The organism is Pseudomonas sp. NY11955 (assembly GCF_048068035.1).
In the GTDB taxonomy this organism is placed as follows: domain Bacteria; phylum Pseudomonadota; class Gammaproteobacteria; order Pseudomonadales; family Pseudomonadaceae; genus Aquipseudomonas.
On record NZ_JBLUPS010000009.1, the window covers coordinates 26,786 to 49,433 of the forward strand.

22 protein-coding genes are annotated in these 22,648 nt (G+C 62.5%); 9 read left to right on the top strand and 13 right to left on the bottom strand.

Annotated features, from left to right (window positions below; translation table 11 throughout):
• Positions 1 to 689: 689 nt before the first annotated feature.
• From ACNFBR_RS17530 to ACNFBR_RS17545, 4 genes are all read right to left on the bottom strand, one after another.
• Positions 690 to 1,160 carry an inhibitor of vertebrate lysozyme family protein gene (locus tag ACNFBR_RS17530; protein ID WP_416736085.1) on the bottom strand — a complete coding sequence of 157 codons (471 nt, stop codon included), beginning with the start codon at positions 1,158 to 1,160 and terminating at the stop codon, positions 690 to 692.
• Positions 1,161 to 1,162: 2 nt separating this feature from the next.
• Positions 1,163 to 1,324: a DUF1328 domain-containing protein gene (locus tag ACNFBR_RS17535; RefSeq protein ID WP_003252966.1), complete on the bottom strand. Its 162-nt coding sequence runs from the start codon at positions 1,322 to 1,324 to the stop codon at positions 1,163 to 1,165.
• Positions 1,325 to 1,366: 42 nt separating this feature from the next.
• Entirely contained in the window at positions 1,367 to 1,657 is a 291-nt protein-coding gene (locus ACNFBR_RS17540; RefSeq protein ID WP_416736086.1) for a hypothetical protein, read from the bottom strand.
• A 174-nt stretch (positions 1,658 to 1,831) separates the two neighbouring features.
• Positions 1,832 to 2,653 (bottom strand): BON domain-containing protein, encoded by an 822-nt coding sequence (locus ACNFBR_RS17545; protein WP_416736087.1) that lies wholly within the window; start codon positions 2,651 to 2,653, stop codon positions 1,832 to 1,834.
• A gap of 209 nt (positions 2,654 to 2,862) precedes the next feature.
• On the opposite strand from ACNFBR_RS17545, the gene algB reads away from it, so the two are divergent.
• Entirely contained in the window at positions 2,863 to 4,209 is a 1,347-nt protein-coding gene (gene algB, locus ACNFBR_RS17550; protein ID WP_416736088.1) for a sigma-54-dependent response regulator transcription factor AlgB, read from the top strand.
• An 11-nt stretch (positions 4,210 to 4,220) separates the two neighbouring features.
• Complete coding sequence (locus ACNFBR_RS17555; RefSeq protein ID WP_416736089.1) at positions 4,221 to 5,987, top strand: KinB sensor domain-containing domain; 1,767 nt, start codon at positions 4,221 to 4,223, stop codon at positions 5,985 to 5,987.
• A 14-nt stretch (positions 5,988 to 6,001) separates the two neighbouring features.
• Here ACNFBR_RS17555 and ACNFBR_RS17560 read toward each other — a convergent pair whose 3' ends face one another.
• The 7 genes from ACNFBR_RS17560 to ACNFBR_RS17590 all read right to left on the bottom strand — a co-directional run bounded on the left by ACNFBR_RS17560 (position 6,002) and on the right by ACNFBR_RS17590 (position 13,232).
• Positions 6,002 to 7,600, bottom strand: coding sequence for an EAL domain-containing protein (locus tag ACNFBR_RS17560; RefSeq protein WP_416736090.1), 1,599 nt, complete (start codon positions 7,598 to 7,600; stop codon positions 6,002 to 6,004).
• 194 nt (positions 7,601 to 7,794) lie between these two features.
• Positions 7,795 to 8,583: an N-acetylmuramoyl-L-alanine amidase gene (locus ACNFBR_RS17565; protein ID WP_416736091.1), complete on the bottom strand. Its 789-nt coding sequence runs from the start codon at positions 8,581 to 8,583 to the stop codon at positions 7,795 to 7,797.
• A gap of 78 nt (positions 8,584 to 8,661) precedes the next feature.
• On the bottom strand, positions 8,662 to 10,602 hold the full coding sequence (locus ACNFBR_RS17570; protein ID WP_416736092.1) for a diguanylate cyclase: 1,941 nt from the start codon (positions 10,600 to 10,602) through the stop codon (positions 8,662 to 8,664).
• Positions 10,603 to 10,629: 27 nt separating this feature from the next.
• Complete coding sequence (locus tag ACNFBR_RS17575) at positions 10,630 to 11,484, bottom strand: endonuclease/exonuclease/phosphatase family protein (RefSeq protein ID WP_416736093.1); 855 nt, start codon at positions 11,482 to 11,484, stop codon at positions 10,630 to 10,632.
• A gap of 12 nt (positions 11,485 to 11,496) precedes the next feature.
• On the bottom strand, positions 11,497 to 12,129 hold the full coding sequence (gene dsbA / locus ACNFBR_RS17580) for a thiol:disulfide interchange protein DsbA (RefSeq protein ID WP_416736094.1): 633 nt from the start codon (positions 12,127 to 12,129) through the stop codon (positions 11,497 to 11,499).
• A 151-nt stretch (positions 12,130 to 12,280) separates the two neighbouring features.
• Positions 12,281 to 12,898, bottom strand: a complete 618-nt coding sequence (locus ACNFBR_RS17585; RefSeq protein ID WP_416736095.1) for a c-type cytochrome — start codon at positions 12,896 to 12,898, stop codon at positions 12,281 to 12,283.
• A gap of 31 nt (positions 12,899 to 12,929) precedes the next feature.
• On the bottom strand, positions 12,930 to 13,232 hold the full coding sequence (locus ACNFBR_RS17590) for a c-type cytochrome (RefSeq protein ID WP_016712845.1): 303 nt from the start codon (positions 13,230 to 13,232) through the stop codon (positions 12,930 to 12,932).
• A 201-nt stretch (positions 13,233 to 13,433) separates the two neighbouring features.
• Here ACNFBR_RS17590 and yihA point away from each other — a divergent pair, with 201 nt between their 5' ends.
• A complete protein-coding gene (gene yihA, locus ACNFBR_RS17595) occupies positions 13,434 to 14,066 on the top strand; it encodes a ribosome biogenesis GTP-binding protein YihA/YsxC (RefSeq protein WP_019099202.1) in 633 nt (210 codons plus the stop codon).
• Between the two features lie 428 nt (positions 14,067 to 14,494).
• Here yihA and polA read toward each other — a convergent pair whose 3' ends face one another.
• Positions 14,495 to 17,242: a DNA polymerase I gene (gene polA, locus ACNFBR_RS17600; protein ID WP_416736096.1), complete on the bottom strand. Its 2,748-nt coding sequence runs from the start codon at positions 17,240 to 17,242 to the stop codon at positions 14,495 to 14,497.
• Positions 17,243 to 17,317: 75 nt separating this feature from the next.
• On the opposite strand from polA, the gene ACNFBR_RS17605 reads away from it, so the two are divergent.
• Entirely contained in the window at positions 17,318 to 17,605 is a 288-nt protein-coding gene (locus tag ACNFBR_RS17605) for a DUF2782 domain-containing protein (protein ID WP_010951520.1), read from the top strand.
• A 69-nt stretch (positions 17,606 to 17,674) separates the two neighbouring features.
• Complete coding sequence (locus tag ACNFBR_RS17610) at positions 17,675 to 18,625, top strand: homoserine kinase (protein ID WP_416736097.1); 951 nt, start codon at positions 17,675 to 17,677, stop codon at positions 18,623 to 18,625.
• Between the two features lie 93 nt (positions 18,626 to 18,718).
• Here the strand turns inward: ACNFBR_RS17610 and ACNFBR_RS17615 are convergent, their stop codons facing one another.
• The gene (locus ACNFBR_RS17615; RefSeq protein ID WP_416736098.1) at positions 18,719 to 19,675 is read right to left on the bottom strand and encodes a zinc ABC transporter substrate-binding protein; all 957 of its coding nucleotides are present in this window, start codon (positions 19,673 to 19,675) and stop codon (positions 18,719 to 18,721) included.
• A gap of 18 nt (positions 19,676 to 19,693) precedes the next feature.
• Between ACNFBR_RS17615 and zur the strand changes: the two genes are divergently transcribed.
• From zur to ACNFBR_RS17635, 4 genes are all read left to right on the top strand, one after another.
• Positions 19,694 to 20,179: a zinc uptake transcriptional repressor Zur gene (gene zur, locus ACNFBR_RS17620; RefSeq protein WP_416736099.1), complete on the top strand. Its 486-nt coding sequence runs from the start codon at positions 19,694 to 19,696 to the stop codon at positions 20,177 to 20,179.
• Positions 20,176 to 20,949, top strand: coding sequence for a zinc ABC transporter ATP-binding protein ZnuC (gene znuC, locus ACNFBR_RS17625; protein ID WP_012269923.1), 774 nt, complete (start codon positions 20,176 to 20,178; stop codon positions 20,947 to 20,949). Before zur ends, znuC begins: the two co-directional genes overlap by 4 nt.
• A complete protein-coding gene (gene znuB / locus ACNFBR_RS17630; RefSeq protein ID WP_416736100.1) occupies positions 20,942 to 21,724 on the top strand; it encodes a zinc ABC transporter permease subunit ZnuB in 783 nt (260 codons plus the stop codon). The genes znuC and znuB overlap by 8 nt, the downstream gene beginning before the upstream one ends.
• A gap of 127 nt (positions 21,725 to 21,851) precedes the next feature.
• Positions 21,852 to 22,559, top strand: a complete 708-nt coding sequence (locus ACNFBR_RS17635; RefSeq protein WP_416736101.1) for a PA5502 family lipoprotein — start codon at positions 21,852 to 21,854, stop codon at positions 22,557 to 22,559.
• The last annotated feature ends 89 nt before the right edge of the window (positions 22,560 to 22,648 follow it).

Below are 22,648 nucleotides of genomic sequence, written 5' to 3' on the forward strand. Positions count from 1 at the left end.
GCCATTGGCAATGGTTACGAGCAGTAGAGGATTCCGTCCGGCGACGTCATGTAAGGACACCGCAGGCGAGCGACAGGGCGCTCTGGCCAGCGAAAAAGGCGGCAACTATTGCGACGGCAAGGGGCGAAAGCTAATGCCGGAAACGCATACCCCATGCCGTTATCGCATACTATTTTCGACCCAATCGGCAGCTTCGCAAGTGATTGATTTATAACGTTCGGAATCCCGAACAAGACCAAAGCGCCATATTTAGGCAGATTTGGCGGTACGGAAAAGGCATTGAGAATGGCTTGTTCGACAATCCGAATGGCGGAAATACCACTTGTAGAAGCGTCGAGGAGTGCGAAAAAAATTTGATGTACGGTCGAGACAAAATGTGTCTCAGAGGAAAAAACGCGCAAGCAAGCGACGTTTCCTACATGGCTCCTCGGAAGCCAGGCCTGGCAAAGTATCCCTTTGATACCGCCGGCCTGATACTTCCGATTCCGCCTTTCCTGACCCGGTCCATTGCTGGAGGCACTCCCTGTACCCCTAGGCCACTCCGATCCTGCAACAATCAGAACAGCCCGACCCCTTGGTCATGTGCTGCCCCTCCTCGGGGCGGCGCATCATGGAAGGCTGAACTATAGAAAGGTTCAGCTTCCATTACGTGACAGTGGTGACCTTGCATCCGTACCGGCAATGAAAGCTCAGTACCAATTCGGGTCACGCTTGAGCTGCTCCTGCAGCATCGCCTTCATGCCGTCGTCCGGTTCGCCCAGCCAGCGATATTGCGCATGACGGGTGGGCGACTTGTCGCTCGGCAAGCCTTCGGGCACCTCTACGAGCATTCCGTACGCATCGTCCTTGTCCCAGCTGAACGCCACGATCAGGCGTTTGTAGGTGCAGTTGTCCTTGGCCTCGCACAGCGGGCCGACCAAGTACTGGTCACCGTCTTCGGTAACGGCAGACATCTGCTGCTGGGCACTGCCGCTCAAATTGACCACCCAATCGGGCAGGCGTTCCTCGCCTTTGATGGTGTCCTGCCAGGTTTCCCGATACTCCGGGTCCGAGCCGAGCAACTGGTCGACCCGGACCTGGCCGTCATTGGCCGCCATCGCCGCTGCACTGCCACCCAATAACAGGGCGGCAGCCAGGGCTGAACAAAGCTTCCTGCTCATCTTCAACCTCGTCCACGTCCAAAGAAGAAGGAGGCTACGAACAACACCAGGAAGACAATGAACAGGATCTTCGCGATACCCGTCGCAGCGCCCGCGATACCACCGAAGCCCAATACGGCGGCGACAATGGCGATGATGAGGAAAGTGATAGCCCAGCTCAGCATGGTGGTTCTCCTTTCTTTTGCGGAATCGGTCCGGCCGACAGGTCAAAAGACCCAGCGGTCCTGGGGTACGACATTTTCCAGGGTGGCCGGTGAGGCAGTGGCCTGGCCGCCAGGCAGCGGGTCAGCGGCCTTGACCAGGGTATTGGCACGGGTTGCCTGAATCTGCGTCAACAAGGCGGTCTGCGCCGCCACTTGCTCTGCCAGACGCGCGGTCTGCCAGCTGTAATAGAAGAGGCCAGCGGCCAAGGTCAGCAGCAGCGCCATGCCGAGTGTCAGCATCTGGCGCAAGGGCAGTGCGACGATCTGCGAGCGGTTGACGGTTTGGCGGTTCATGCCGGCTCCTCCTGCTGTAATTTTTGTTCAAACCTGAACAGGTAATTGCAGCCTGCATGCCAGCCCTTAAATTTAAATAAAATCCTTTTAAATCAATTAGTTAAACAATACTCAAGCAAGCGGCAAGGACGTATCCTGCACGATGCCGCCTGTGAAGTCGTGCGAAATGCACGATCAGCCTTCGACCTTGGTCGCCACTTTGAGCAAGTCGGCATCCACCCCGCGCACGCCGATGATCTGCCGGGCGATCTCCACCGCGATGGTTTTCTGCTCAGCGCTGACCACCTCACCCGACAGCCTTACCATGCCTGCTTCGCTGGCCACTTTCAGGTTCAAGCCATCGAGATTGCGGCTGAAACGGTAGCTGTTCTGGATCTTGTCGATGATCCAGCTGTCACTCGGCTGCGGCCCAGCGGGTGCGCCTACCGGGGTTTCCCGGGCCTTGGCCATGGCGGCGGTATCGAGGCTGACCAGGTTGTTGACCAGGTGCACGCCATCGGTGGTACGCGCCACCACGCCCGCCAGCTCCTTGGCTTCGGCACTGTCGACCCGCCCGCGCAAGGTCACCACGCCTTCACTGCTCTGTACTTCTATAGGCGCCTTTTCAGTGGTGCGGCTCCACAACAGCCGGGCACGAATCACCGCAGCCAGGGTGGCGTCCTCCAGACGCTGGGCGTAGGCACGCAGTTCCAGCGGGCGCTCTACCAGCTGGGCATTCACCTGCAGCTGGTTTTCCACCTGTTCGATGCCCCGGGTGGCCCGGGCTACATCTTCGGCCAGCTGCCGCTCGACCTCGTTCTCCACCTCACCGGAAAGCCGCGCCTGCTTGCCATCCACTTCAACCGTGATACGGAACGGGTCGAGCATGCGATTGAGTGACAGGGCGGTTTGCAGGGCGCCTTCCAGGCGCGCGTCCTGTACAGGGTCAGCGAACACCGGGGTCAATACTGGCAGCAGGGCCGCTGCCAACAGGGTCTTACGCAGGGGAAAGGGCATGGCAGTGCCTCCTTCTTGGCAAAATCTGAAAATCGTCGCAACCAATGTGCCAGTGCGCGCCTCTAAGCCAATCATTGGAAAAATGCGGCTTGCAGGCATCCTTTGGCCATTGGCTAGCATGCAAAGGACAGAATCCTTCAGAATTGACCATGCAACTTGCCCGATTTTTCCCACACTAAATAAAGATCTATCCCAAAGGAGCGCAGGAAATGGAATCAGCCCAGGACAACCAAGGCCGCATTCTGCTGGTGGATGACGAGTCCGCGATCCTGCGCACCTTCCGCTACTGCCTGGAGGACGAGGGCTACAGCGTGGCCACGGCCAACAGCGCCGCCCAGGCCGAAGCCCTGCTACAGCGCCAGGTGTTCGACCTGTGCTTCCTCGATTTGCGCCTGGGTGAAGACAATGGCCTCGACGTGCTGGCGCAAATGCGTATCCAGGCCCCGTGGATGCGGGTGGTGATCGTAACCGCCCACTCGGCGATCGACACCGCGGTAGATGCCATCCAGGCCGGTGCGGCCGACTACCTGGTCAAGCCATGCAGCCCCGACCAGTTGCGCCTGGCCACCGCCAAGCAACTGGAAGTGCGCCAGCTTTCTGCGCGCCTGGAAGCTCTGGAAGGCGAAATTCGCAAACCCAAGGACGGCCTCGACTCCCACAGCCCGGCCATGATGGCGGTGCTGGAAACCGCCCGCCAGGTAGCCACCACCGACGCCAACATCCTCATCCTTGGTGAGTCCGGTACCGGTAAAGGTGAACTGGCACGGGCCATCCACGGCTGGAGCAAGCGCGCGCGCAAAGCCTGCGTGACCATCAACTGCCCGTCGCTTAACGCCGAGCTGATGGAAAGCGAGCTGTTCGGCCACACCCGCGGCGCTTTCACCGGCGCCAGCGAAAGCACCTTGGGGCGGGTCAGCCAGGCTGACGGCGGCACGCTGTTCCTCGACGAAATCGGCGATTTCCCGCTGACCTTGCAGCCCAAGCTACTGCGTTTCATCCAGGACAAGGAATACGAGCGCGTCGGCGACCCGGTTACCCGGCGTGCCGATGTGCGTATTCTGGCCGCCACCAACCTCAACCTCGAAGAGATGGTGCGCGAAAGCCGCTTCCGCGAGGACCTGCTGTATCGCCTGAACGTCATCACCCTGCACCTGCCGCCCCTGCGCGAGCGCAGTGAAGACATTCTCACCCTGGCCGACCGTTTTCTCGCCCGTTTCGTCAAGGAATACTCCCGCCCCGCACGCGGTTTCAGTGACGAGGCGCGAGCGGCCCTGCTCAACTACCGCTGGCCCGGCAACATTCGCGAACTGCGCAACGTCGTGGAGCGGGCCAGCATCATCTGCCCGCAGGAACGCGTGGAAATCAGCCACCTGGGCATGGGCGAACAACCCGTCGGCAACGCCCCGCGCGTGGGTGCCGCGCTGAGCCTGGATGAACTGGAACGCGCGCATATCGGTGCCGTGCTGGCCGCCAGCGATACCCTCGACCAGGCCGCCAAGACCTTGGGCATCGATGCCTCCACCCTGTACCGCAAGCGCAAGCAGTACAACCTGTGAAGTGGCCGCCCATGAAGCTGCGCACGCGGCTTTTCCTCAGCATCTCGGCGCTGGTTACCGTGTCGTTGCTTGGGCTGCTGCTGGGCCTGGTCAGCGTGCTGCAGATGGCCACAGTGCAACAGCAACTGGTGCGCGATACCACCCATGCCCTGGAAGTAGGGTTGAAACTGCGCCAGAACCTGGGCGAACAGCTGACCCTTATTCTTGATGAAGACACCGCCCCGGAAAACCTGCGGCTATTGCAGGACACTTTCCAGGCCCTGCTCAACCAAGGGCTGGAGCAAGGCGGTGAGCGCACCGGCTTCAGCAAGGCCAGCAGCAACTACCAGGCCTTTCTCCAGGCCTATCGCGACAGCGCCGCACCCGCCCGCAGCATGGGTGTCGATCAGCCGCTGGGGGCCGCGTTCAACCAGGTACGTACCGACCTGATCGATTCCCACAAGCAGGCCTTGGACCTGATCACCCGCAGCGAGGAACACACCCGTGATCGCGCCCTGCTGGTCAGTGGTGTGCTCGGCTTGATGGGCCTGGTGGTGCTGGTACTGGGCTTTATCACTGCTCACAACATCGCCCGGCGTTTTGGCCAGCCGATCGAAGCCTTGGCCAAGGCGGCCGACCAACTGGGCAAAGGCAATTTCAACGTTACCTTGCCGGTCACCCAGGCAACCGAGCTGAACCAGCTGACCCGCCGTTTTGGCCTGATGGCCGATGCCTTGCGCAAGCATCAGGCCACCAACGTCGACGAGCTGCTGGCCGGTCAGCAGCGCTTGCAGGCCGTGCTCGACAGCATCGACGATGGCCTGCTGATCATCGATCGTCAGGGCCGCCTTGAGCACCTCAACCCAGTGGCGCAACGCCAGCTGGGCTGGAACGACAGCCGCGTAGGCAGCAGCCTGGCAGAGGCCCTGCAGCGGCCGGAGCTTGAGCAACAGCTGCGTCAGGTACTGCGCGGAGGCAGCCTCGACCGCCCACCGGACGACCTGAACATGGAGGTGGATGAAGAGTCGCGTCTGCTCACCTACAGCCTGACCCCGGTCAGCCACCCGCAAGGGCCAATTCTCGGCGCGGTGATGGTGCTGCACGATGTGACCGAGCAACGGGCCTTCGAGCGCGTGCGCAGCGAATTCGTGCTGCGCGCCTCCCACGAACTGCGTACCCCGGTGACCGGCATGCACATGGCTTTTGGCTTGTTGCGCGAGCGGGTCAAGTTCCCCCCGGAAGCACGCGAGAACGACCTGCTGGAAACCATCGGCGAAGAAATGCAGCGCCTGACCCAGCTGATCAACGACCTGCTCAACTTCTCCCGTTACCAGAGCGGGCTGCAGAAGCTCCAGCTGGCCCCCTGTGCCCTCGACGAACTGTTGGAGCGTGCGCAACAGCGCTTTGCCGAACAAGCGCTGCACAAACAAATCGAGTTGGTCAAGGAGCTGGAACCGCCACTACCGCGCATCCAGGCCGACGTCGCCCAGCTGGACCGGGTGCTGGACAACCTGCTGCACAACGCCATCCGCCATACCGCCAACGGCGGGCACATCCGCCTGCATGCTCGGCGGCACGCGGAACGGGTGATCATCAGCGTCGAGGACAACGGCGAGGGCATTGCCTATGGGCAGCAAGGGCGCATCTTCGAACCCTTCGTGCAGGTAGGCCGCAAAAAAGGTGGCGCTGGGCTGGGGTTGGCGCTGTGCAAAGAAATCGTGCAACTGCATGGCGGGCGCATGGGCGTGTTTTCCCGGCCGGGGCAGGGGACCCAATTCTATATGGCATTGCCGGTATGACTGTTGTAACGCCACTACACCCGCCGCGGCAGCTGCCCGCGGGTCACCAGCTCGGCAAACTGCCGGGCGTTCAGCGGCCGGGCAAATAGCCAGCCTTGCCCATAATTGACCCCCTCGCTGTTCAGCAGCGCCGCCTGATCCTCGAACTCGATGCCTTCGGCAATCACCCGCAGGTGCAGGTCATGGGCCATGCGGATGATATGCGGGGCCACACCGCTACTGGCGGCATCATGGCCCAGGGCATCGATGAAGGCCTTGTCGATCTTCAGGCAGTCCACGGGCAGGGTCTGCAGGTAGGCCAGGCTGCAATAACCGGTACCGAAATCGTCGATCAGCACCTGATGCCCTACGGCGCGCAACGCTTGCAGGTTGTCGCGCGCCACCACCACATCGATCAGACCGCGCTCGGTCACCTCGAAAGCAATCTGGCTGGGCGCCACGCGATGCAAGGCCAACAAGCGCGCCGCCACCCGGCCAATACGCGGCACCATCACATCGCAGGCCGCCAGGTTTACCGAGATGTACAGCTTGGGGTGCGAGCGCAGCAGCTGCCCTAATTGCTCAAGCACACGTTGCAGGACAAAGTCGGTGATCTGGCGAATCTGCCCGGTATTCTCCGCCAGCGGAATGAACAGGTCCGGGCTGGTCAGCGTGCCATCCGGGCGGCGCCAGCGCACCAGGGCCTCGGCCCCCACGCAGCGCCGGCTGTCGAGTTCGATGATTGGCTGGTAGAGCACCTGCAGCTCCCCACGACGCAAGGCATTCTGCAGCTCCGAACTCATCGAGCGCCGTTGCAGAATCAACTGGAGTACCAACCAACCGATGCAGCAGGCCGCCAGTACGCTACCGGGGAACAACAACCAGAGCATGCCGTTCATCCTCAGCGGCAGGCTGGCCCTCGGCGCAATCAGCACCAGTTGGTAATCCGGCGACTTGGTCGGCATGCGGTAGATCAGCCGGTCGCTGAGCTCCAGCAGCGACTTGTGGCTGGTCGACCAGGCCGAAGGCGGTGGCCAAACCTGTGGCGGGCCGAGCACCGGTATGGCCCGGGCGCCGTTGTCCAGCACCACCACCAGGCTGCCGCCTGGCGGCAGGTCGACCACGTCGGTCAAGTGACCGCGCGAGGTGGACACCAGAAATTTTCCCCGGCCAAGCATCAGTGCCGCCAGGTTCTCGTTCGGCTCGGTGGTGGTGTTGAGCCAGTAGCTGTAGGTAGGGCCTTGGATATCGGGCGCCCGCAAGGGCACGAATGCACGCTCGTCACCGCGGTTGGAGCAGGCCACATCGCCATCCACATAGGCTGCTTCATAGATAAACCGCGAGCTCAGGCCAACCTGCTGCAGGGCTGCCAACATCGCCGGGCTGCATCCGCGCAAGGGCTGGGCCTGCAGCAGGTCGACCCCTTCACGCAACTGGCCGAACACCTGTTCGAGGCGGTCCAGAAAACGCTCGCCCTGAGCGTTCATCTGTTCGCTCTCGCTTTGCTTCATCTGTTGCAGGGCAATGCCTATGCTGGCAGACAGCAGCACCGCGGCGCTGGCCAACGCTGCCAAGGTGGCCAGCATCCAGGGACGGTAAAAAATTTGGCGCAGCATAGAAATGAGAGCTGACATCAATGGCATCCAGTTGATAACTAAGGTATAGCAACTGAATCGAGAATCACCCGCACCGTTTGGCGCCTCGCTGCGGCCTGTACATGCTTTTAGTAGGAGCAGCCTTGTGCTGCGAAGAGGTCGGTACATCCAGTAGAGATGCGTGGGCTTTACCGGCCTCTTCGCAGCACAAGGCTGCTCCTACAAGGAACCGCTTAGCGCATGCGGTTGAGCACCTGCAGCATCGCGGCTGTCTGCGCATCCGGCGTGCCGTCGAAGCGCTGCGGGCGGAAGCGCATCTGGAACGCGGCGATCACATGGCGCGTCGCTACATCCAACACGCCGGTCTGCTCGATCTGATAGCCGAACCGTGCCAATTCCTGCTGGTACCAGCCAACGCTTGGCGGGTTGACGCTGAAGTAGGCCTGCTGCCGTGCAACCGCGTTGGCATCCGGCCATACGCCCAGCCCGGCGTCGGCCAGGCGCTTCCACGGGAACAATGGCCCAGGGTCCAGCTTGCGCAGCGGGGCAATGTCGCTGTGGCCGATGATGTGGCGGGGTTCGATATTGTTGCGCTTGACGATGTCCTTGAGCAGCGCAATCAGCGACTGGACCTGCGCCTCGCTGTAAGGGTGCCAGACGCGGCCGTTCGGGGTGTCGGTAAAGCCTGGGTTGACGATCTCGATACCGATGGACGAAGAATTCAGCCAGGTGCGCCCCTGCCACTGGCTATCACCGGCATGCCAGGCGCGACGGTTTTCATCCACCAGTTGATACACCGTCGCCGGGCCATCGCCAATCAGGTAGTGGCTGCTGACCTCGCCATGGGTAAGCAACGCCAATGAACGCTCCAGCGAAGCATTGGTGTAATGCAGGACAACGAACTGGATGCGGTTGTCCTGATTGGCCGAAGGGTGGCTGCGGTCGATGCGCAGGCCCGTCGAGCAACCGGCGACCGACAGCAGCAAACAGGAAATCAGGGTTTTTTTAAGCGTGGAAAGCACGTCAGTGGCCTCAGCGTATGAGCGCTACAGTATAACGTGCTCCCCACGGCTGCGCCTGCCGTGGGTCAGCGTGGCCGGCTAGCCCTGCTCGACGCGATTGCGCCCGTGCTCCTTGGCCCGGTACAGCGCTGCATCGGCGCGCTTGAGCACCTGGTCGCTGCGCTCGCCAGAACGGAATGCGCCCAGGCCGATGGAGGTGGTGATCACCACCCGCTCACCCTTGAAGTGGAAGGGGCAGGCTTCGACAGTCGCGCGCAGCATCTCGGCCACTTGCGCGGCGGCTGCCGGCGTGGTCTGCGGCAACAACAACACGAACTCCTCGCCGCCAAACCGGGCAATGAAATCACGACCGCGCAAGCGCTTGCGCAGCTGGTCGGCGACAATCTTCAGGACTTTGTCCCCCGCCAGGTGCCCATAGCTGTCATTGATACGCTTGAAATGGTCCAGGTCGAGAATCGCCATCGCCAGGTGGCCACCATTTTCCTGCCAGTCGAGCATTTCGCGCTCGACGCGCTCGCTCCAGGCCGCACGGTTGGGCAGCCCAGTCAGTGGGTCGAGCAGGGCTTTCTGGCGCTGCTCTTCCAGGTGTTCGCGGTAGCCAAGCGCCTCATGCTCCATGCTCGCCACCCGCTCAGACAGGCCTTGCAGGCGACCTGCCAGTTCCTGCTCACGGCGATCACGCTCGTGCTTGTGCTCATCCATGGTCACCAGCAAGCCTTCCAGGCGGTTTTCCAGGATGTGCTTGAGGCTGTCTACATCGGCGGCACCTTGCACGCTGCTCTGCAAGCCATCGACGTGCTCACGCAGTTGGTTATCCAACTCACGAGCCGCACTGCTGTTGTCGGCATGGCCGGCACTAGCTTCGTGCAAATGGCTCTGGAAACCTTCCAAGCGTTCATTGAGCTGCTGCAAATAGGTTTCGAATTCGTGCTGGCCGCTGTCGGTGATCGCCAGCATGAGCACCGCCAGGTCATCCAGCACCGGGATCAACTCGTACCAGTTCAAGCCGCGGGCGACCCGCTCGCGCATTTCCAACGCCTGGGCCTTGTGCCGCTCGGGCAGGCTGAGGTCGTCGAGCAGGCCGATCAGGGTCTGCTCGATATGCGCGGCAACCTGGCTGTAAGGCGGCTCCACCGCGTAGGGCAGGGCATAGGGGCCGTCTTCACCGAAGGTTTCTTCAAGGACCTGTACCGGTTCTGCCTCGGCCAACGGTTCGCTTGCGGCACCTTCCGGCACGGGTGCTTCATCCTGAGGCAACGGCGGCAACGGAGTTGGCGGCATTTCGACCGGTTCGATCAGCGCCGGGCCAGACACCTCCAACTCCGGCTCGGGCGCATCGGTCACCTCGACGGAGGTGGCAGCGGGGACCGGCAGCGGTTGTAGCGCATCGACGTCGTCAGGCTGCGAAGGCTCGGTACTACCCGCAGCCTGGGGTTGAATCTCGGCAGCTGGCAGCGCTACCGGCGCAAGCTCTGGCCCTGCCTGTACGTCGTCCTCGCGGCTGCCGAACAAGCGCTGGAGAAAACCGGGCCGGGCGTCTTCGCCCATCTTGCCCAAGGACGACAGCGCGCGCCCCTGCAAGCCGCTCAACTCGCCCAGCAGCGGCGGCAGCTCGCGTGACTGGGCAACCCCGCCGTCGAGTTTCTTCGCCAGTTTTTTCAATGGCCGCGAGATGTCGCTGGACAGCGGCAAGCCTTGCAATTGACCAACGAGTGCGGTCAGCGCATCGCTGACCTGGTTCATGCGGGTTTCGCGACGCTGTTCGGAGTCCAGCACCGCTTTTTCAAGGCGCGGGATCAACCCGGCGAGGCCGGCATCCATATTGTCGCTGCGGATCACCTCGCGCATTTCCTTCATGCACTCGTCGACGATCTTGTCACTGCCTTCTGCAGCCAGCGTGCTGCGCACCAGGCCGCGACGCAGCAAGTCGAGACGGGCGTCCCAACGGCGTTCGAGCTTTTCTTGCTGCTCGATGCTTTTCAGGTATTTTTCTTTCCAGCGCTCAGCGTCTTCAGTCATGCCCGGGCCCGCAAACGGTGATGGCAATTAGCTCAAAACCGGCAGCGTATCCACAGTCAATGCATCAGGCAATCGAATCTCGACAGCAACGGGAAGGTGGTCGGAAATTGGCTGTGCCAGCACCTCGACCCGCTCCAGCGTTAGGCTTGGGCTGAGCAGGATATGGTCCAGGCAACGTTGCGGTCGCCAGCTAGGGAAGGTGGCTTCGACTTGCGGTGCAACCAGGCCCAGGTCGCGCAATGGCGAATGGTCCAGCAGGTCGGTGGCATGGGTGTTCATGTCGCCCATCAGCACCTGGTGTCGGTAGCCGCCAATCAGCTCGCGGATGTAGCCCAGCTGCAGGGCACGGGTCTTGGCCCCCAATGCCAGGTGCATCATCACCACGATCAGCGCATCGTCGCCTTCACCGAACCGTACCAGAATCGCACCACGCCCGGCCGGGCCAGGCAAGGGGTGGTCTTCGAGCAGTTGCGGCTTCAGGCGGCTGAGCACGCCATTGCTGTGCTGGGCGAAACGCCCGAGGTTGCGGTTGAGCTGCTGGTACCAATAGGGGAAGGCACCCAGGTGGGCCAGGTGTTCGACCTGGTTGACGTAGCCCGAACGCAGGCTGCCGCCATCGGCTTCCTGCAGGGCCACCAGATCGAAGTCGCCCAGCAGCTTGCCGATCTTCTGCAGGTTGCCGGCACGCCCGTTGTGCGGCAGCAGGTGCTGCCAACTGCGGGTCAGGTAATGCCGGTAGCGCTCGGTGCTGATGCCCACCTGGATGTTGAAACTGAGCAGCCGCAGACGACCATCCTCGGGCAGGCCGGGGGCCTGCAGGTGGTGTTCGTTGACCTGCGGCTGGTGCAGGCCAATGCCACGCGTAGCTCTGAAGCGGGGCATGGGTTACGCCGCTTACTTAGCGGCGCGCTCCTTGTCGATCAGTTGGTCGGCGACGTTCAGCACGCCTTCCGGCCCGCCGGCGGTACCCAGGTCGAAGCGGTACTTGCCGTTGACCACCATGCTCGGTACGCCGGTGATTTCATACTTCTTCGCCAGTTCCTTGGCCTGGTTGACCTGGCCCTTGATGGCGAACGAATCGAAGGTGGCGAGGAACTTGTCCTTGTTCACGCCTTGAGTGGCGAGGAAGTCGGCCATATCGTTCTTGTCGGTCAGACGCTTGTGCTGGTTCTGGATGGCATCGAACACCGCCGCGTGCACCTTGTGCTCGACGCCCATGGCTTCGAGGGTCAGGAACATCTGGCCGTGTGCATCCCACGGGCCACCGAACATGGCCGGTACGCGCTTGAAGTTGACGTCCTTGGGCAGCTTTTCGACCCACGGGTTGATGACCGGTTCGAAGTGGTAGCAGTGAGGGCAGCCGTACCAGAACAGCTCGACCACTTCGATCTTGCCAGGCACGGAAACCTGAACAGGGTTGCTCAGCTGGATGTATTCCTTACCGGCAACAGGCTCGGCGGCCTGGACGGCAGTCATACCGAATACGCTGGCGGCGACCAGCGCAGCGCTGAGAATCAGTTTACGCATGCTTTACTCCTGAGCAGTCATGGGTCGCCACGACGCGACCTGCACTGAGACAGGCCGGGAAGGGCTCGAGTTCTGTAGTGTAACGGCTGCGGACTGAAAAAAGGGCGGCCCGGCCGCCCTTTCATCATTGGCCTACAACATTAACCGAAAGTTAATGCAGGCCCTGGATGTAGCTGGCCAACGCTTCGATGTCGTGGTTGCTCAGCTTGCCGGCGATGGTGCGCATGGTCATGGCGTCGCCATCGTTGGTGCGGTTGCCTTCGCGGAAGTCAGTCAGCTGCTTGGTCACGTACTGCGAGTGCTGCCCGCCCAGGTGAGGGAAGCCGGCCAGGGCGATACCCGCGCCGTTCGGCGAGTGGCAGCCGGTGCAGGCCGGCATGCCCTTTTCCAGGTCGCCGCCATTGAACAGCGCACGGCCCCGCTCGACCAGTTTGGGATCAGCGGCACCCACGCTGCCTTTCTGGCTGGAGAAGTAAGCAGCGATGTCAGCCAGATCCTGGTCGCTGAACGCGGTCAGCATGCCGGTCATCTCCAGCACGGTACGCTTGCCCGACTTGATATCGTGCAGTTGCTTTTCGAGGTAGCGCTGGCCTTGGCCGGCCAGTTTCGGGAAGTTCGGCGCCAGGCTGTTGCCGTCGGGGTTGTGGCAGGCGCCACAAACGGCCGTCTTGGCCTGGCCAGCGGCGGCATCGCCTTTGATAGGTTGCGCAGCAGTGGCCGCACCTGCGACACCCAGGGTCAACAGCAGACTCACGACTAGTTTGTTCATCAGCTAATCCAACACGGCTAAGGGTGAAATGTTATGTATCGGGACTGCCGCTCATCCAAAGGATGACCAAACGGTAGTCCTCGGCACTGCAGTCCATGCACAATCCACGCGGCGGCATAGCCTTGAAACCCTGGGTCACGTGCTTCACCAGTACCTCCATGCCTTGCGCCAGCCTTGGCTCCCATGCTGCCCGGTCACCGCGTCTGGGTGCCTGTGGCAACTGCCCGGTGTGACAGGCCGCACACGTGCGGTTGTACAACACCTCGGGATCCTGTGTAGCCTGTGCGCTGAAAACCGGCAGGAACATACCGACAGCAAGCAGCCATTTCGCCATGCGGAACGACCTTCAGGGTTGGGGGCCGCGCTGCGTTCTGTTGCGCGAGCTATTGTTCGACACCCCATGCCCGTTCTCCTTCGCTGGGAGAATGAGCACACAAAAACTGGGGCATTATATACTTCCGCCATCCAAACGGAAACGACACCGCTTGCCAGGCTCGGGCCTTCAGAGTCAGGCAACACCCACATCGGATATCCCATGCAAGTCAAGAACCCCATCCTCGGCCTCTGCCAGAAAGCCAAATTCGCCCTCAGCGCAGCCAAGGTCGAACAATGTCCGGACGACCAGGGTTACGAGGTGGCTTTCGCCGGTCGTTCAAACGCCGGCAAATCCAGCGCCCTCAACACCCTGACTCATGCCAGCTTGGCGCGTACCTCGAAAACGCCCGGGCGCACCCAGCTGCTGAATTTCTTCAGTCTGGACGATGAACGGCGTTTGGTCGACCTGCCGGGCTACGGTTATGCAAAAGTCCCGATTCCGCTCAAGCAGCACTGGCAAAAACACCTGGAGGCCTACCTGGGCAGCCGCGAGTGCCTGCGTGGTGTGATCCTGATGATGGACGTGCGCCACCCGATGACCGACTTCGACAAGATGATGCTCGACTGGGCCAAGGCCAGCAGCATGCCGATGCACATCCTGTTGACCAAGGCCGACAAACTGACCCATGGCGCAGGCAAGAACACCCTGCTGAAAGTGCAGTCGGAAATTCGCAAGGGTTGGGGCGATGGCGTGACCATCCAGCTGTTCTCGGCACCCAAGCGCCTGGGCGTGGAAGACGCCTACCGGGTGCTGGCGGACTGGATGGAGCTGGAAGACAAGCCAGTAGCCTGAAGGCCTGCACAGATCCCTGTAGGAGCAGCCTTGTGCTGCGAAGAGGCCATGACAGGCGGTAGAAATCTATTGCCCATACGGGCCTTTTCGCAGCACAAGGCTGCTCCTACAGGGAAGGGCCGCAGCGTCTGCCAGGTCAAATTCCGGGCAAAAAAAACCCCGGACTTCGTATGGGGAGGGGGAAGTTCGGGGTCCAAGTCCGGACCGCTAGGGCGGGGTCCAGATATCTGCCAACACTTAACACAACATAGGAGCATCGAAGGGCTTCACCAGCCATTCAGTTACTCTGAGTTCCGCTTCACCGGTTTAGTTCCAAAGCCCTCAAAACTAATTGCGATAGTTTCATGAAATTTCAGCACCAATGGCACTGAGCGGTGCCAGGATCCGCGTCACTACGTCGCAGATCCTACACAGCTTTCCCCGCTCAATCAGTGAGCTTCGTCCCAATTCGCGCCAATTCCTGCCTCCACCAGCAGCGGTACATCCAGCTGCGCAGCCTGGCTCATGTGCTGGCGAATTTCATCTTTCACCTGCTGAACCAGGTCTTCACGCACTTCAAGTACCAGTTCGTCGTGCACCTGCAGGATCACCCGGGCATCCAGCCCGCTCTCGGTCAGCCAGTTGTCCACATTGACCATGGCCCGCTTGATGATGTCGGCCGCCGTACCCTGCATCGGTGCGTTGATCGCCGTGCGCTCGGCACCTTTGCGCAGGGCCGGGTTCTTGGCGTTGATGTCCGGCAGGTACAGGCGGCGGCCGAACAGGGTTTCGACAAAGCCTTGCTCGGCGGCCTGGGCGCGGGTGCGCTCCATGTAGGCCAGCACGCCTGGGTAGCGGGCGAAGTAGCGGTCGATGTAATCCTGCGACTGCTTGCGGTCGACACCGATCTGCTTGGCCAAACCAAAGGCGCTCATGCCGTAAATCAGGCCGAAGTTGATGGCCTTGGCCTTGCGTCGCTGGTCGGTGGTGACGTCTTGCAGGGCCACACCGAACACTTCCGCCGCCGTGGCGCGGTGCACGTCGAGGTCGTTGCGGAAGGCGTGCAGCAAACCTTCGTCCTTGGCCAAGTGGGCCATGATGCGCAGTTCGATCTGCGAGTAGTCCGCCGCCAGCAGCTGGTAACCTGGGCTGGCGATGAACGCCTGACGGATGCGCCGGCCTTCGGCGGTACGGATCGGGATGTTCTGCAGGTTCGGGTCGCTCGAAGACAGCCGGCCAGTGGCCGCCACCGCCTGCTGGTAAGAGGTATGGATACGCCCGGTGCGGGGGTTGATCTGCCCGGGTAGCTTGTCGGTGTAGGTGCTCTTGAGCTTGCTCAGGCTGCGGTACTGCATGAGCACTTCGGGCAGCGGGTAGCCTTGCTCGGCCAGCTCGTCGAGCACGGCTTCGGCGGTAGATGGCTGGCCCTTGGCGGTCTTGCTCAGCACTGGCATGCCCAGCTTGTCGTAAAGGATCGCGCCCAGCTGCTTGGGCGAGCCGAGGTTGAATTCCTCACCGGCCAGCTCGTAGGCACGTTGCTCCAGCTCGGCCATCTTCACGCCCAGTTCACCGCTTTGTACCTGCAGCAGTGCGGCATCGACCAACGCCCCCTGGCGCTCGATCTTGGCCAGTACCGGTACCAGCGGCATCTCGATGTCCATCAGCACCGGCTGCACGCTCGGCGTCTGCGCCAGGCGTGCCTGCAGCGCGTGGTGCAGGCGCAGGGTGATGTCGGCGTCTTCGGCGGCGTAGGGGCCGGCCTTGTCGAGGTTGATCTGGTTGAAGGTAAGTTGCTTGGCACCCTTGCCAGCGATGTCCTCGAAGGCGATGGTGGTGTGATCGAGGTACTTTTGCGCCAGGCTGTCCATGTCATGCCGGGTCGCCGTGGAGTTCAGCACATACGACTCGAGCATGGTGTCGTAGGCCACGCCACGCATGTCGATGGCCGGCGCGCCATTGGCGAGGATGTTGATGTCGTACTTGGCGTTCTGCCCGACTTTGGCCTTGGCCGGGTCTTCCAGCAGCGGCTTGAGCGCCAACAGCACGGCTTCGCGGTCCAGCTGGGCCGGCGCGCCTTCGTAATCGTGGGCCAGCGGCACATAGGCCGCCTCGTGCGGCTCGACAGCGAACGACAGGCCTACCAACTGCGCCTGCTGGGCATCCAGGCCGGTGGTCTCGGTGTCGAAGGCGAACAGCGGTGCCTGGCGCAGTTTCTCCAGCCAGGCGTCAAAACGGGCCTGGTCGAGAATGGTTTCATACTTGGGCTCGACCTTGGCCGCCGGCTCCGCGACCGGCGCAATGTCAGCACCGGCCTTGGCCGCATCGCGCTGCACATCGGCCACCCAGCTCTTGAACTCCATCTCGGTATACAGCGCCAACAGCGCATCGCGATCGGGCTCGCCGCACACCAGCGCCTCGACCTCGACATCCAGCGGTACGTCGACCTTGATGGTAGCCAGCTCATAGGACAGGAACGCCGCGTCGCGGTGCTCCTCCAGCTTGGCTGGCAGGGTCTTGGCACCGCGAATGGCCAGCGTGGGTACTTTGTCCAGGTTGGCGTACAAGTCGCTGAGGCCGCCACCGATGCCGGTCAACAACCCCACCGCGGTTTTTTCGCCCACGCCCGGCACGCCGGGAATGTTGTCGACCTTGTCACCCATCAGGGCCAGGAAGTCGATGATATGTTCCGGGCCGACGCCAAATTTCTCATGCACGCCAGCCACGTCCAGCACACTACCGATCATGGTGTTGACCAAGGTAATGTGCCCGTCCACCAGTTGCGCCATGTCCTTGTCACCGGTCGAGATGATCACCGGGCGGCCCAGGGCGGAGCTGCTGCGCGCCAAGGTACCGATCACGTCGTCAGCCTCGACACCCTCCACACACAGCAGCGGGTAGCCCAGCGCCCTGACGCTGGCGTGCAGCGGCTCGATCTGCACCCGCAGGTCGTCTGGCATGCTGGGGCGGTTGGCCTTGTACTCGGCGAACATCGCATCGCGGAACGTGCCGCCCTTGGCGTCGAACACCACGGCGAACAGGCTGTCGGGGTATTGCTTGCGCAGGCTCTTGAGCATGTTCAGCACACCCTTCACCGCACCGGTCGGCATGCCCTTGGACGTGGTCAGCGGCGGCAGCGCGTGAAAGGCGCGGTACAGGTAGGAGGAACCGTCCACCAGGACGAGGGGCGCTTGGCTCATGAGCAGAATCAACCTTTTCGACGGGTCCGGCGCTAGAATAGCCAGAATCATTGACGACAAAGGGACTAGGTTATCATGCGTACACTCAATCGCCTGTTACTGCTCGGCCTGTTGGCAACCATGCCTGTCGTTACCCTGGCGGCGGACGACGCCCCCTCGGCCGATCCCGAGGTGACCATTCGCACGGAAGGCGACAAAACCATCCAGGAATACCGCCAGAACGGCTTCCTGTATGCGATCAAGATCACGCCGAAAAACGGCAAGCCTTATTTTCTGGTGCGCGCTGATGGCACTGATGCCAATTTCATTCGATCCGACCAGCCGGACATGCTGATTCCGTCCTGGAAGATCTTCGAGTGGTAATCTGACGCGCACCGTTCACATCAACCCGGCACTTCCCGGCGGAAGTGCCCGTATGGGCATTTTTTCATCATGTCAGTCTTCACCCCCGTGACCCGGCCTGAGCTGGAAACCTTTCTGGCGCCGTACCAGCTGGGCCGTCTGCTCGACTTCCAGGGCATTGCCGCCGGCACCGAGAACAGCAATTTCTTCGTCAGCCTCGAACAGGGGGAGTTCGTCCTGACGCTGATCGAGCGTGGGCCAAGCGAGGACATGCCGTTCTTCATCGAGCTGCTCGATACCTTGCACGCTGCCGACATGCCAGTGCCCTACGCCATTCGTGACCGCGACGGCAACGGCCTGCGCGAGCTGTGCGGCAAACCTGCATTGCTGCAGCCTCGGCTGTCGGGCAAGCACATCAAGGCGCCGAACAACCAGCACTGCGCCCAGGTCGGCGAGCTGCTGGCGCACATTCACCTGGCCACCCGTGAACACATCATCGAGCGTCGCACCGACCGTGGCCTGGACTGGATGCTGGCCTCGGGTGCCGAACTGCTGCCGCGCCTGACTGCCGAGCAAGCCGCACTGCTGCAACCGGCACTGGATGAAATCAGCGCGCACAAGGCGCAGATCCTGGCCTTGCCACGGGCCAACCTGCATGCCGACCTGTTCCGCGACAACGTGATGTTCGAAGGCACCCGCCTGACCGGTGTGATCGACTTCTACAACGCCTGTTCCGGGCCGATGCTGTATGACATCGCCATCACCGTGAACGACTGGTGCCTGGATGAGCAGGGTGCGGTGGATGTACCGCGTGCACAGGCGCTGCTGGCGGCCTATGCGGCGCTGCGGCCATTCACGGCGGCCGAGGCCGAGCTGTGGCCGGAAATGTTGCGGGTAGGCTGCGTGCGGTTCTGGCTGTCACGCCTGATTGCAGCCGAGTCGTTTGCCGGGATGGATGTGATGATCCACGACCCGAGCGAGTTCGAAGTGCGTTTGGCGCAGCGCCAGCAGGTGGCTTTGCACCTGCCGTTCGCCCTCTAGTTCCTCTTCTGCCCCTTCGCGAGCAAGCTCGCTCCTACAGGTCAGCGGTGTCCCTGTAGGAGCGAGCTTGCTCGCGAAAAGGCCGGCACAGGCTTACAGCTGTTCCAGGCACCCAGCCAGGTCACCGCCCAGCTTCTCCAGCAAGCGCTCATACCCTTTGCCATCCACTGGGTCGGTACCCCCCAGCGCATCCAGCTCGGCCAGGCGCACCGGCAACCCGGCGGTCAGGGTCTCGGCCAAGCGCGGGCGCAGCGGCGGCTCGCTGAACACACAGGTTTTACCCACTTCCTGCAGGCGCTTGCGCATCGCCGCCACATGCTGCGCCCCAGGCTGCACTTCGGACGCCACGCTGAACACGCCAGTGTGCTTCAAGCCGTACTCGGCCTCGAAGTAGTCGAACGCTTCGTGGAACACGAAGTAGGGCTTGTCGGCAATACCGGCCACCCGCACCTTGATACGCGCATCCAGCGCATCCAGGCGCTCGCCGAAAGCTTTCAGGTTGCTCTGGTAGCGGGCAGCGTTGGCCGGATCGACCTGTGCAAGATCAGCCGCCATTTTCGCCGCAATCACCCGCGCATTGACCGACGATAGCCACAGGTGAGCATCCAGGCTCCCTGGTCGGTGATCATGGTCATGGTCGTCGTGGTCTGCTTCCTCATGGGAGTGGCTGTCCTCGCCAAAATGGCGCAGCTTCATGCCCGTCAGCGACTGCACGGCCACGGTGGCCTTGCTGCGGCCAGCCAGCACGCGCGGCAGGAAGTTCTCCATGTCCGGGCCGATCCAGTACAGCAGGTCGGCATCGCCCACCCGCCGCACATCCGACGGGCGCAGGGCGTAATGGTGCGGCGAAGCGCCCGGTGGCAGCAAGACGTCAGGGCTGCCAACGCCATCCTGCACGGCGGCGGCAATCTGCTGCAGGGGTTTGATACTGGTAAGCACGCGCACGTCGGCCTGGGCGGAAAATGCGATGAAAGCGACAAACAGAGCTAGGAATCGGGACACGGTGGATACTCGAGTCGTCAGAAACAGGTAACATAATAACGTCTCCATCCAGAACCGTCGCTGCCCATGTCCATCACGCCGCTGGCCAACCGTCCTCACGATCACTCCCATTGCGTACACAGCGCACTGGCTGAAGCCGACGCCTTGTGCACCCGCCAGGGCCTGCGCCTGACCGCGCTGCGCCGCCGAGTGCTGGAGCTGGTATGGCAAAGCCACAAGCCGCTGGGCGCCTACGACATCCTCGCCGTGCTGAGCGAGCAGGATGGCCGTCGCGCCGCGCCGCCCACGGTGTACCGCGCACTGGACTTCCTGCTGGAAAACGGCCTGGTGCACCGCATCGCCTCGCTCAACGCCTTCATCGGCTGCAGCCACCCCGAGCATGTGCACCAGGGCCAATTCCTGATCTGCCGCGCCTGCCATGTGGCCATAGAGCTGGAGCAAAGCAGCATCAGCGAGGCCATCATCGACAGCGCCAAAGGCGTGGGCTTCACCGTCGAGACCCAGACCGTGGAAGTGGTCGGCCTGTGCGGCAACTGCCGGAGCGCAGCATGAGCGACGCGCTGATCCGCCTGGAGCAGGTCGGCGTCACCTTTGGCGGCGAGGCAGTGCTCGACAGCATCGACCTGTCGGTCGCCCCAGGCCAGATCGTCACCCTGATCGGCCCCAACGGGGCGGGCAAGACCACCTTGGTGCGCGCCGTGCTCGGGCTGCTCAAGCCACACCGCGGCAAGGTATGGCGCAAGCCCAAGCTGCGCATTGGCTACATGCCGCAAAAGATTCAGGTCGATGCCACGCTGCCGTTGTCGGTGCTGCGCTTCTTGCGCCTGGTGCCCGGCGTAGACCGCGCGGCAGCCTTGTCGGCGCTGCAGGAAGTGGGCGCCGAACAGGTCATCGACAGCCCCATCCAGACCATTTCCGGTGGCGAGATGCAACGCGTCCTGCTGGCCCGCGCGCTGCTGCGCGAGCCCCAGTTGCTGGTGCTCGACGAACCGGTGCAAGGGGTGGACGTGGTCGGCCAGACCGAGCTGTACAACCTCATCACCCGCCTGCGCGACCGCCACGGCTGCGGCGTGCTGATGGTGTCCCACGACCTGCACCTGGTCATGAGCGCCACCGATCAGGTGGTGTGCCTGAACCGCCACGTGTGCTGTTCGGGCCACCCCGAACAAGTCAGCGGCGACCCGGCGTTCGTCGAGCTGTTCGGCCAGACCGCACCTAGCCTGGCCATCTACCACCACCATCACGACCACAGCCACGACCTGCACGGCTCGGTGGTCGCCCCTGGCACCCATGTTCACGGAGAGCACTGCAAGCATGGCTGATTTTCTTCTTTACGCCTTGCTTGCCGGCTTGTCCCTGGCAGTGGTTGCCGGCCCGCTGGGCTCCTTCGTGGTATGGCGGCGCATGGCCTACTTTGGCGACACCCTGTCCCATGCCGCCTTGCTCGGTGTGGCCCTGGGCTTTGCCCTGGACGTCAGCCCGGCGCTGGCGGTCACCGTGGGCTGTCTGTTGCTGGCGATTCTGCTGGTGACCTTGCAGCAACGCCAGCCGCTGGCCTCCGACACCCTGCTCGGCATCCTCGCCCCCAGCACCTTGTCGCTGGGCCTGGTGGTGCTGAGCTTCATGCATGACGTACGCATCGACCTGATGGCCTACCTGTTCGGTGACCTGCTGGCCATCAGCACCACCGACCTGGCCTGGATCCTCGGCGGCAGTGCGCTGGTCCTGCTGCTGCTCGCCGCACTGTGGCGGCCACTGCTGGCGGTTACCGTGCACGAAGAGCTGGCCATGGTCGAAGGCCTGCCCGTGGCCGGCCTGCGCCTGGCGCTGATGCTGCTGATTGCGGTGGTGATTGCCGTTGCCATGAAAATCGTGGGTGTGTTGCTGATCACCTCGCTGCTGATCATCCCCGCGGCTGCGGCACAGCGTCACGCCCGCTCGCCAGAGCAGATGGCCCTGGGCGCCAGCTTGCTGGGCGTCACCGCTGTCTGCGGCGGCCTGGCCATGTCCTGGTTCAAGGACACCCCCGCCGGCCCGTCGATCGTGGTCTGCGCGGCAGTGCTATTCTTGCTGAGCCTGGCCCTGCCAAAACGCTGAGAAGCAGGGCGTGTGCAGGCACGCCTTGCAACCTTTTGCCGGGTAAAGGGTCTGTAAGACCTGTTTTCGAGCGTGCGCACCTGGGTGTAGACTTGCTCGCTTTTTGCGCAAATAGAGAGTCGCAGGAATGAAGCCGTTCGCCTCCCGTTATCTGCTTGTTGCCGCGTTTTCCCTGTTCCTGGCTGCCTGCTCCAGCGCGCCGGTCGAACAGGCCACCGCACCTGCCCAAGCCGATGCCTGGCAGCAGTTGCAACAGAACATCGCCAGTAACGAGCTGGCCACCGCCGAAGACCAGCTTGCAACCCTGCAAGCCCAGTCGCCGGATGACCCACGCCTGGAGCAATACCAGCGCCAGCTGGCCGAAGCCTACCTGCAGCGCAGCCAGATCGTCCTGCAGAAGGGCGATGTGAACGCGGCCGCTACCGCCTTGGCCCGCGCCCGTGCACTGATGCCGCAAGCCCCGGCAGTGACCGGTGGCGATCCTCTGAGCCAGGCACGCAAGGCCGAGCTGGACAAGGCGGAGGCAGCCTTGAAAGCCGCTGAAGCCAAACCCAAGGCACGTATCATCGACCCGACAGCGCCAAGCACGGTGGTGGCCTTGAAGACCACTGACAGCCGCGCCATGCGCCGCCAGCTAGATGACATCGCCGCCGATGTGGTGAGCTATGACTGCGAAGTGGTGTTCCAGGTGCCGCGTACCGACGATGCGCCTTGGCTGAAGACGTTGCTGGAGAAGCGGGTGCGCAAGATCGACAGCAACTTCGATCTCAAGCAGAAGCATGAAATTCAGCGCTCACTGCCGGCACAAGTGGTATTGGTCCCTCACCAACAGTGAACTGCGGCAAACACACGCCCTTGTAGGAGCAGCCTTGTGCTGCGAAGAGGCCGGTACTACCACAGAAATGCTTCTGTCATACCGGCCTC

Excerpts from the sequence above, each read along its gene's own strand:
- polA (WP_416736096.1), bottom strand. The coding sequence starts at position 17,242 with ATGAGCCAAGCGCCCCTCGTCCTGGTGGACGGTTCCTCCTACCTGTAC.
- algB (WP_416736088.1), top strand. The coding sequence starts at position 2,863 with ATGGAATCAGCCCAGGACAACCAAGGCCGCATTCTGCTGGTGGATGAC.
- ACNFBR_RS17615 (WP_416736098.1), bottom strand. The coding sequence starts at position 19,675 with ATGGAGACGTTATTATGTTACCTGTTTCTGACGACTCGAGTATCCACC.
- yihA (WP_019099202.1), top strand. The coding sequence starts at position 13,434 with ATGCAAGTCAAGAACCCCATCCTCGGCCTCTGCCAGAAAGCCAAATTC.
- ACNFBR_RS17545 (WP_416736087.1), bottom strand. The coding sequence starts at position 2,653 with ATGCCCTTTCCCCTGCGTAAGACCCTGTTGGCAGCGGCCCTGCTGCCA.
- ACNFBR_RS17610 (WP_416736097.1), top strand. The coding sequence starts at position 17,675 with ATGTCAGTCTTCACCCCCGTGACCCGGCCTGAGCTGGAAACCTTTCTG.
- zur (WP_416736099.1), top strand. The coding sequence starts at position 19,694 with ATGTCCATCACGCCGCTGGCCAACCGTCCTCACGATCACTCCCATTGC.
- ACNFBR_RS17535 (WP_003252966.1), bottom strand. The coding sequence starts at position 1,324 with ATGCTGAGCTGGGCTATCACTTTCCTCATCATCGCCATTGTCGCCGCC.
- ACNFBR_RS17540 (WP_416736086.1), bottom strand. The coding sequence starts at position 1,657 with ATGAACCGCCAAACCGTCAACCGCTCGCAGATCGTCGCACTGCCCTTG.
- ACNFBR_RS17570 (WP_416736092.1), bottom strand. The coding sequence starts at position 10,602 with ATGACTGAAGACGCTGAGCGCTGGAAAGAAAAATACCTGAAAAGCATC.
- dsbA (WP_416736094.1), bottom strand. The coding sequence starts at position 12,129 with ATGCGTAAACTGATTCTCAGCGCTGCGCTGGTCGCCGCCAGCGTATTC.
- ACNFBR_RS17635 (WP_416736101.1), top strand. The coding sequence starts at position 21,852 with ATGAAGCCGTTCGCCTCCCGTTATCTGCTTGTTGCCGCGTTTTCCCTG.
- znuC (WP_012269923.1), top strand. The coding sequence starts at position 20,176 with ATGAGCGACGCGCTGATCCGCCTGGAGCAGGTCGGCGTCACCTTTGGC.
- znuB (WP_416736100.1), top strand. The coding sequence starts at position 20,942 with ATGGCTGATTTTCTTCTTTACGCCTTGCTTGCCGGCTTGTCCCTGGCA.
- ACNFBR_RS17585 (WP_416736095.1), bottom strand. The coding sequence starts at position 12,898 with ATGAACAAACTAGTCGTGAGTCTGCTGTTGACCCTGGGTGTCGCAGGT.
- ACNFBR_RS17530 (WP_416736085.1), bottom strand. The coding sequence starts at position 1,160 with ATGAGCAGGAAGCTTTGTTCAGCCCTGGCTGCCGCCCTGTTATTGGGT.
- ACNFBR_RS17605 (WP_010951520.1), top strand. The coding sequence starts at position 17,318 with ATGCGTACACTCAATCGCCTGTTACTGCTCGGCCTGTTGGCAACCATG.
- ACNFBR_RS17575 (WP_416736093.1), bottom strand. The coding sequence starts at position 11,484 with ATGCCCCGCTTCAGAGCTACGCGTGGCATTGGCCTGCACCAGCCGCAG.
- ACNFBR_RS17590 (WP_016712845.1), bottom strand. The coding sequence starts at position 13,232 with ATGGCGAAATGGCTGCTTGCTGTCGGTATGTTCCTGCCGGTTTTCAGC.
- ACNFBR_RS17555 (WP_416736089.1), top strand. The coding sequence starts at position 4,221 with ATGAAGCTGCGCACGCGGCTTTTCCTCAGCATCTCGGCGCTGGTTACC.
- ACNFBR_RS17560 (WP_416736090.1), bottom strand. The coding sequence starts at position 7,600 with ATGTCAGCTCTCATTTCTATGCTGCGCCAAATTTTTTACCGTCCCTGG.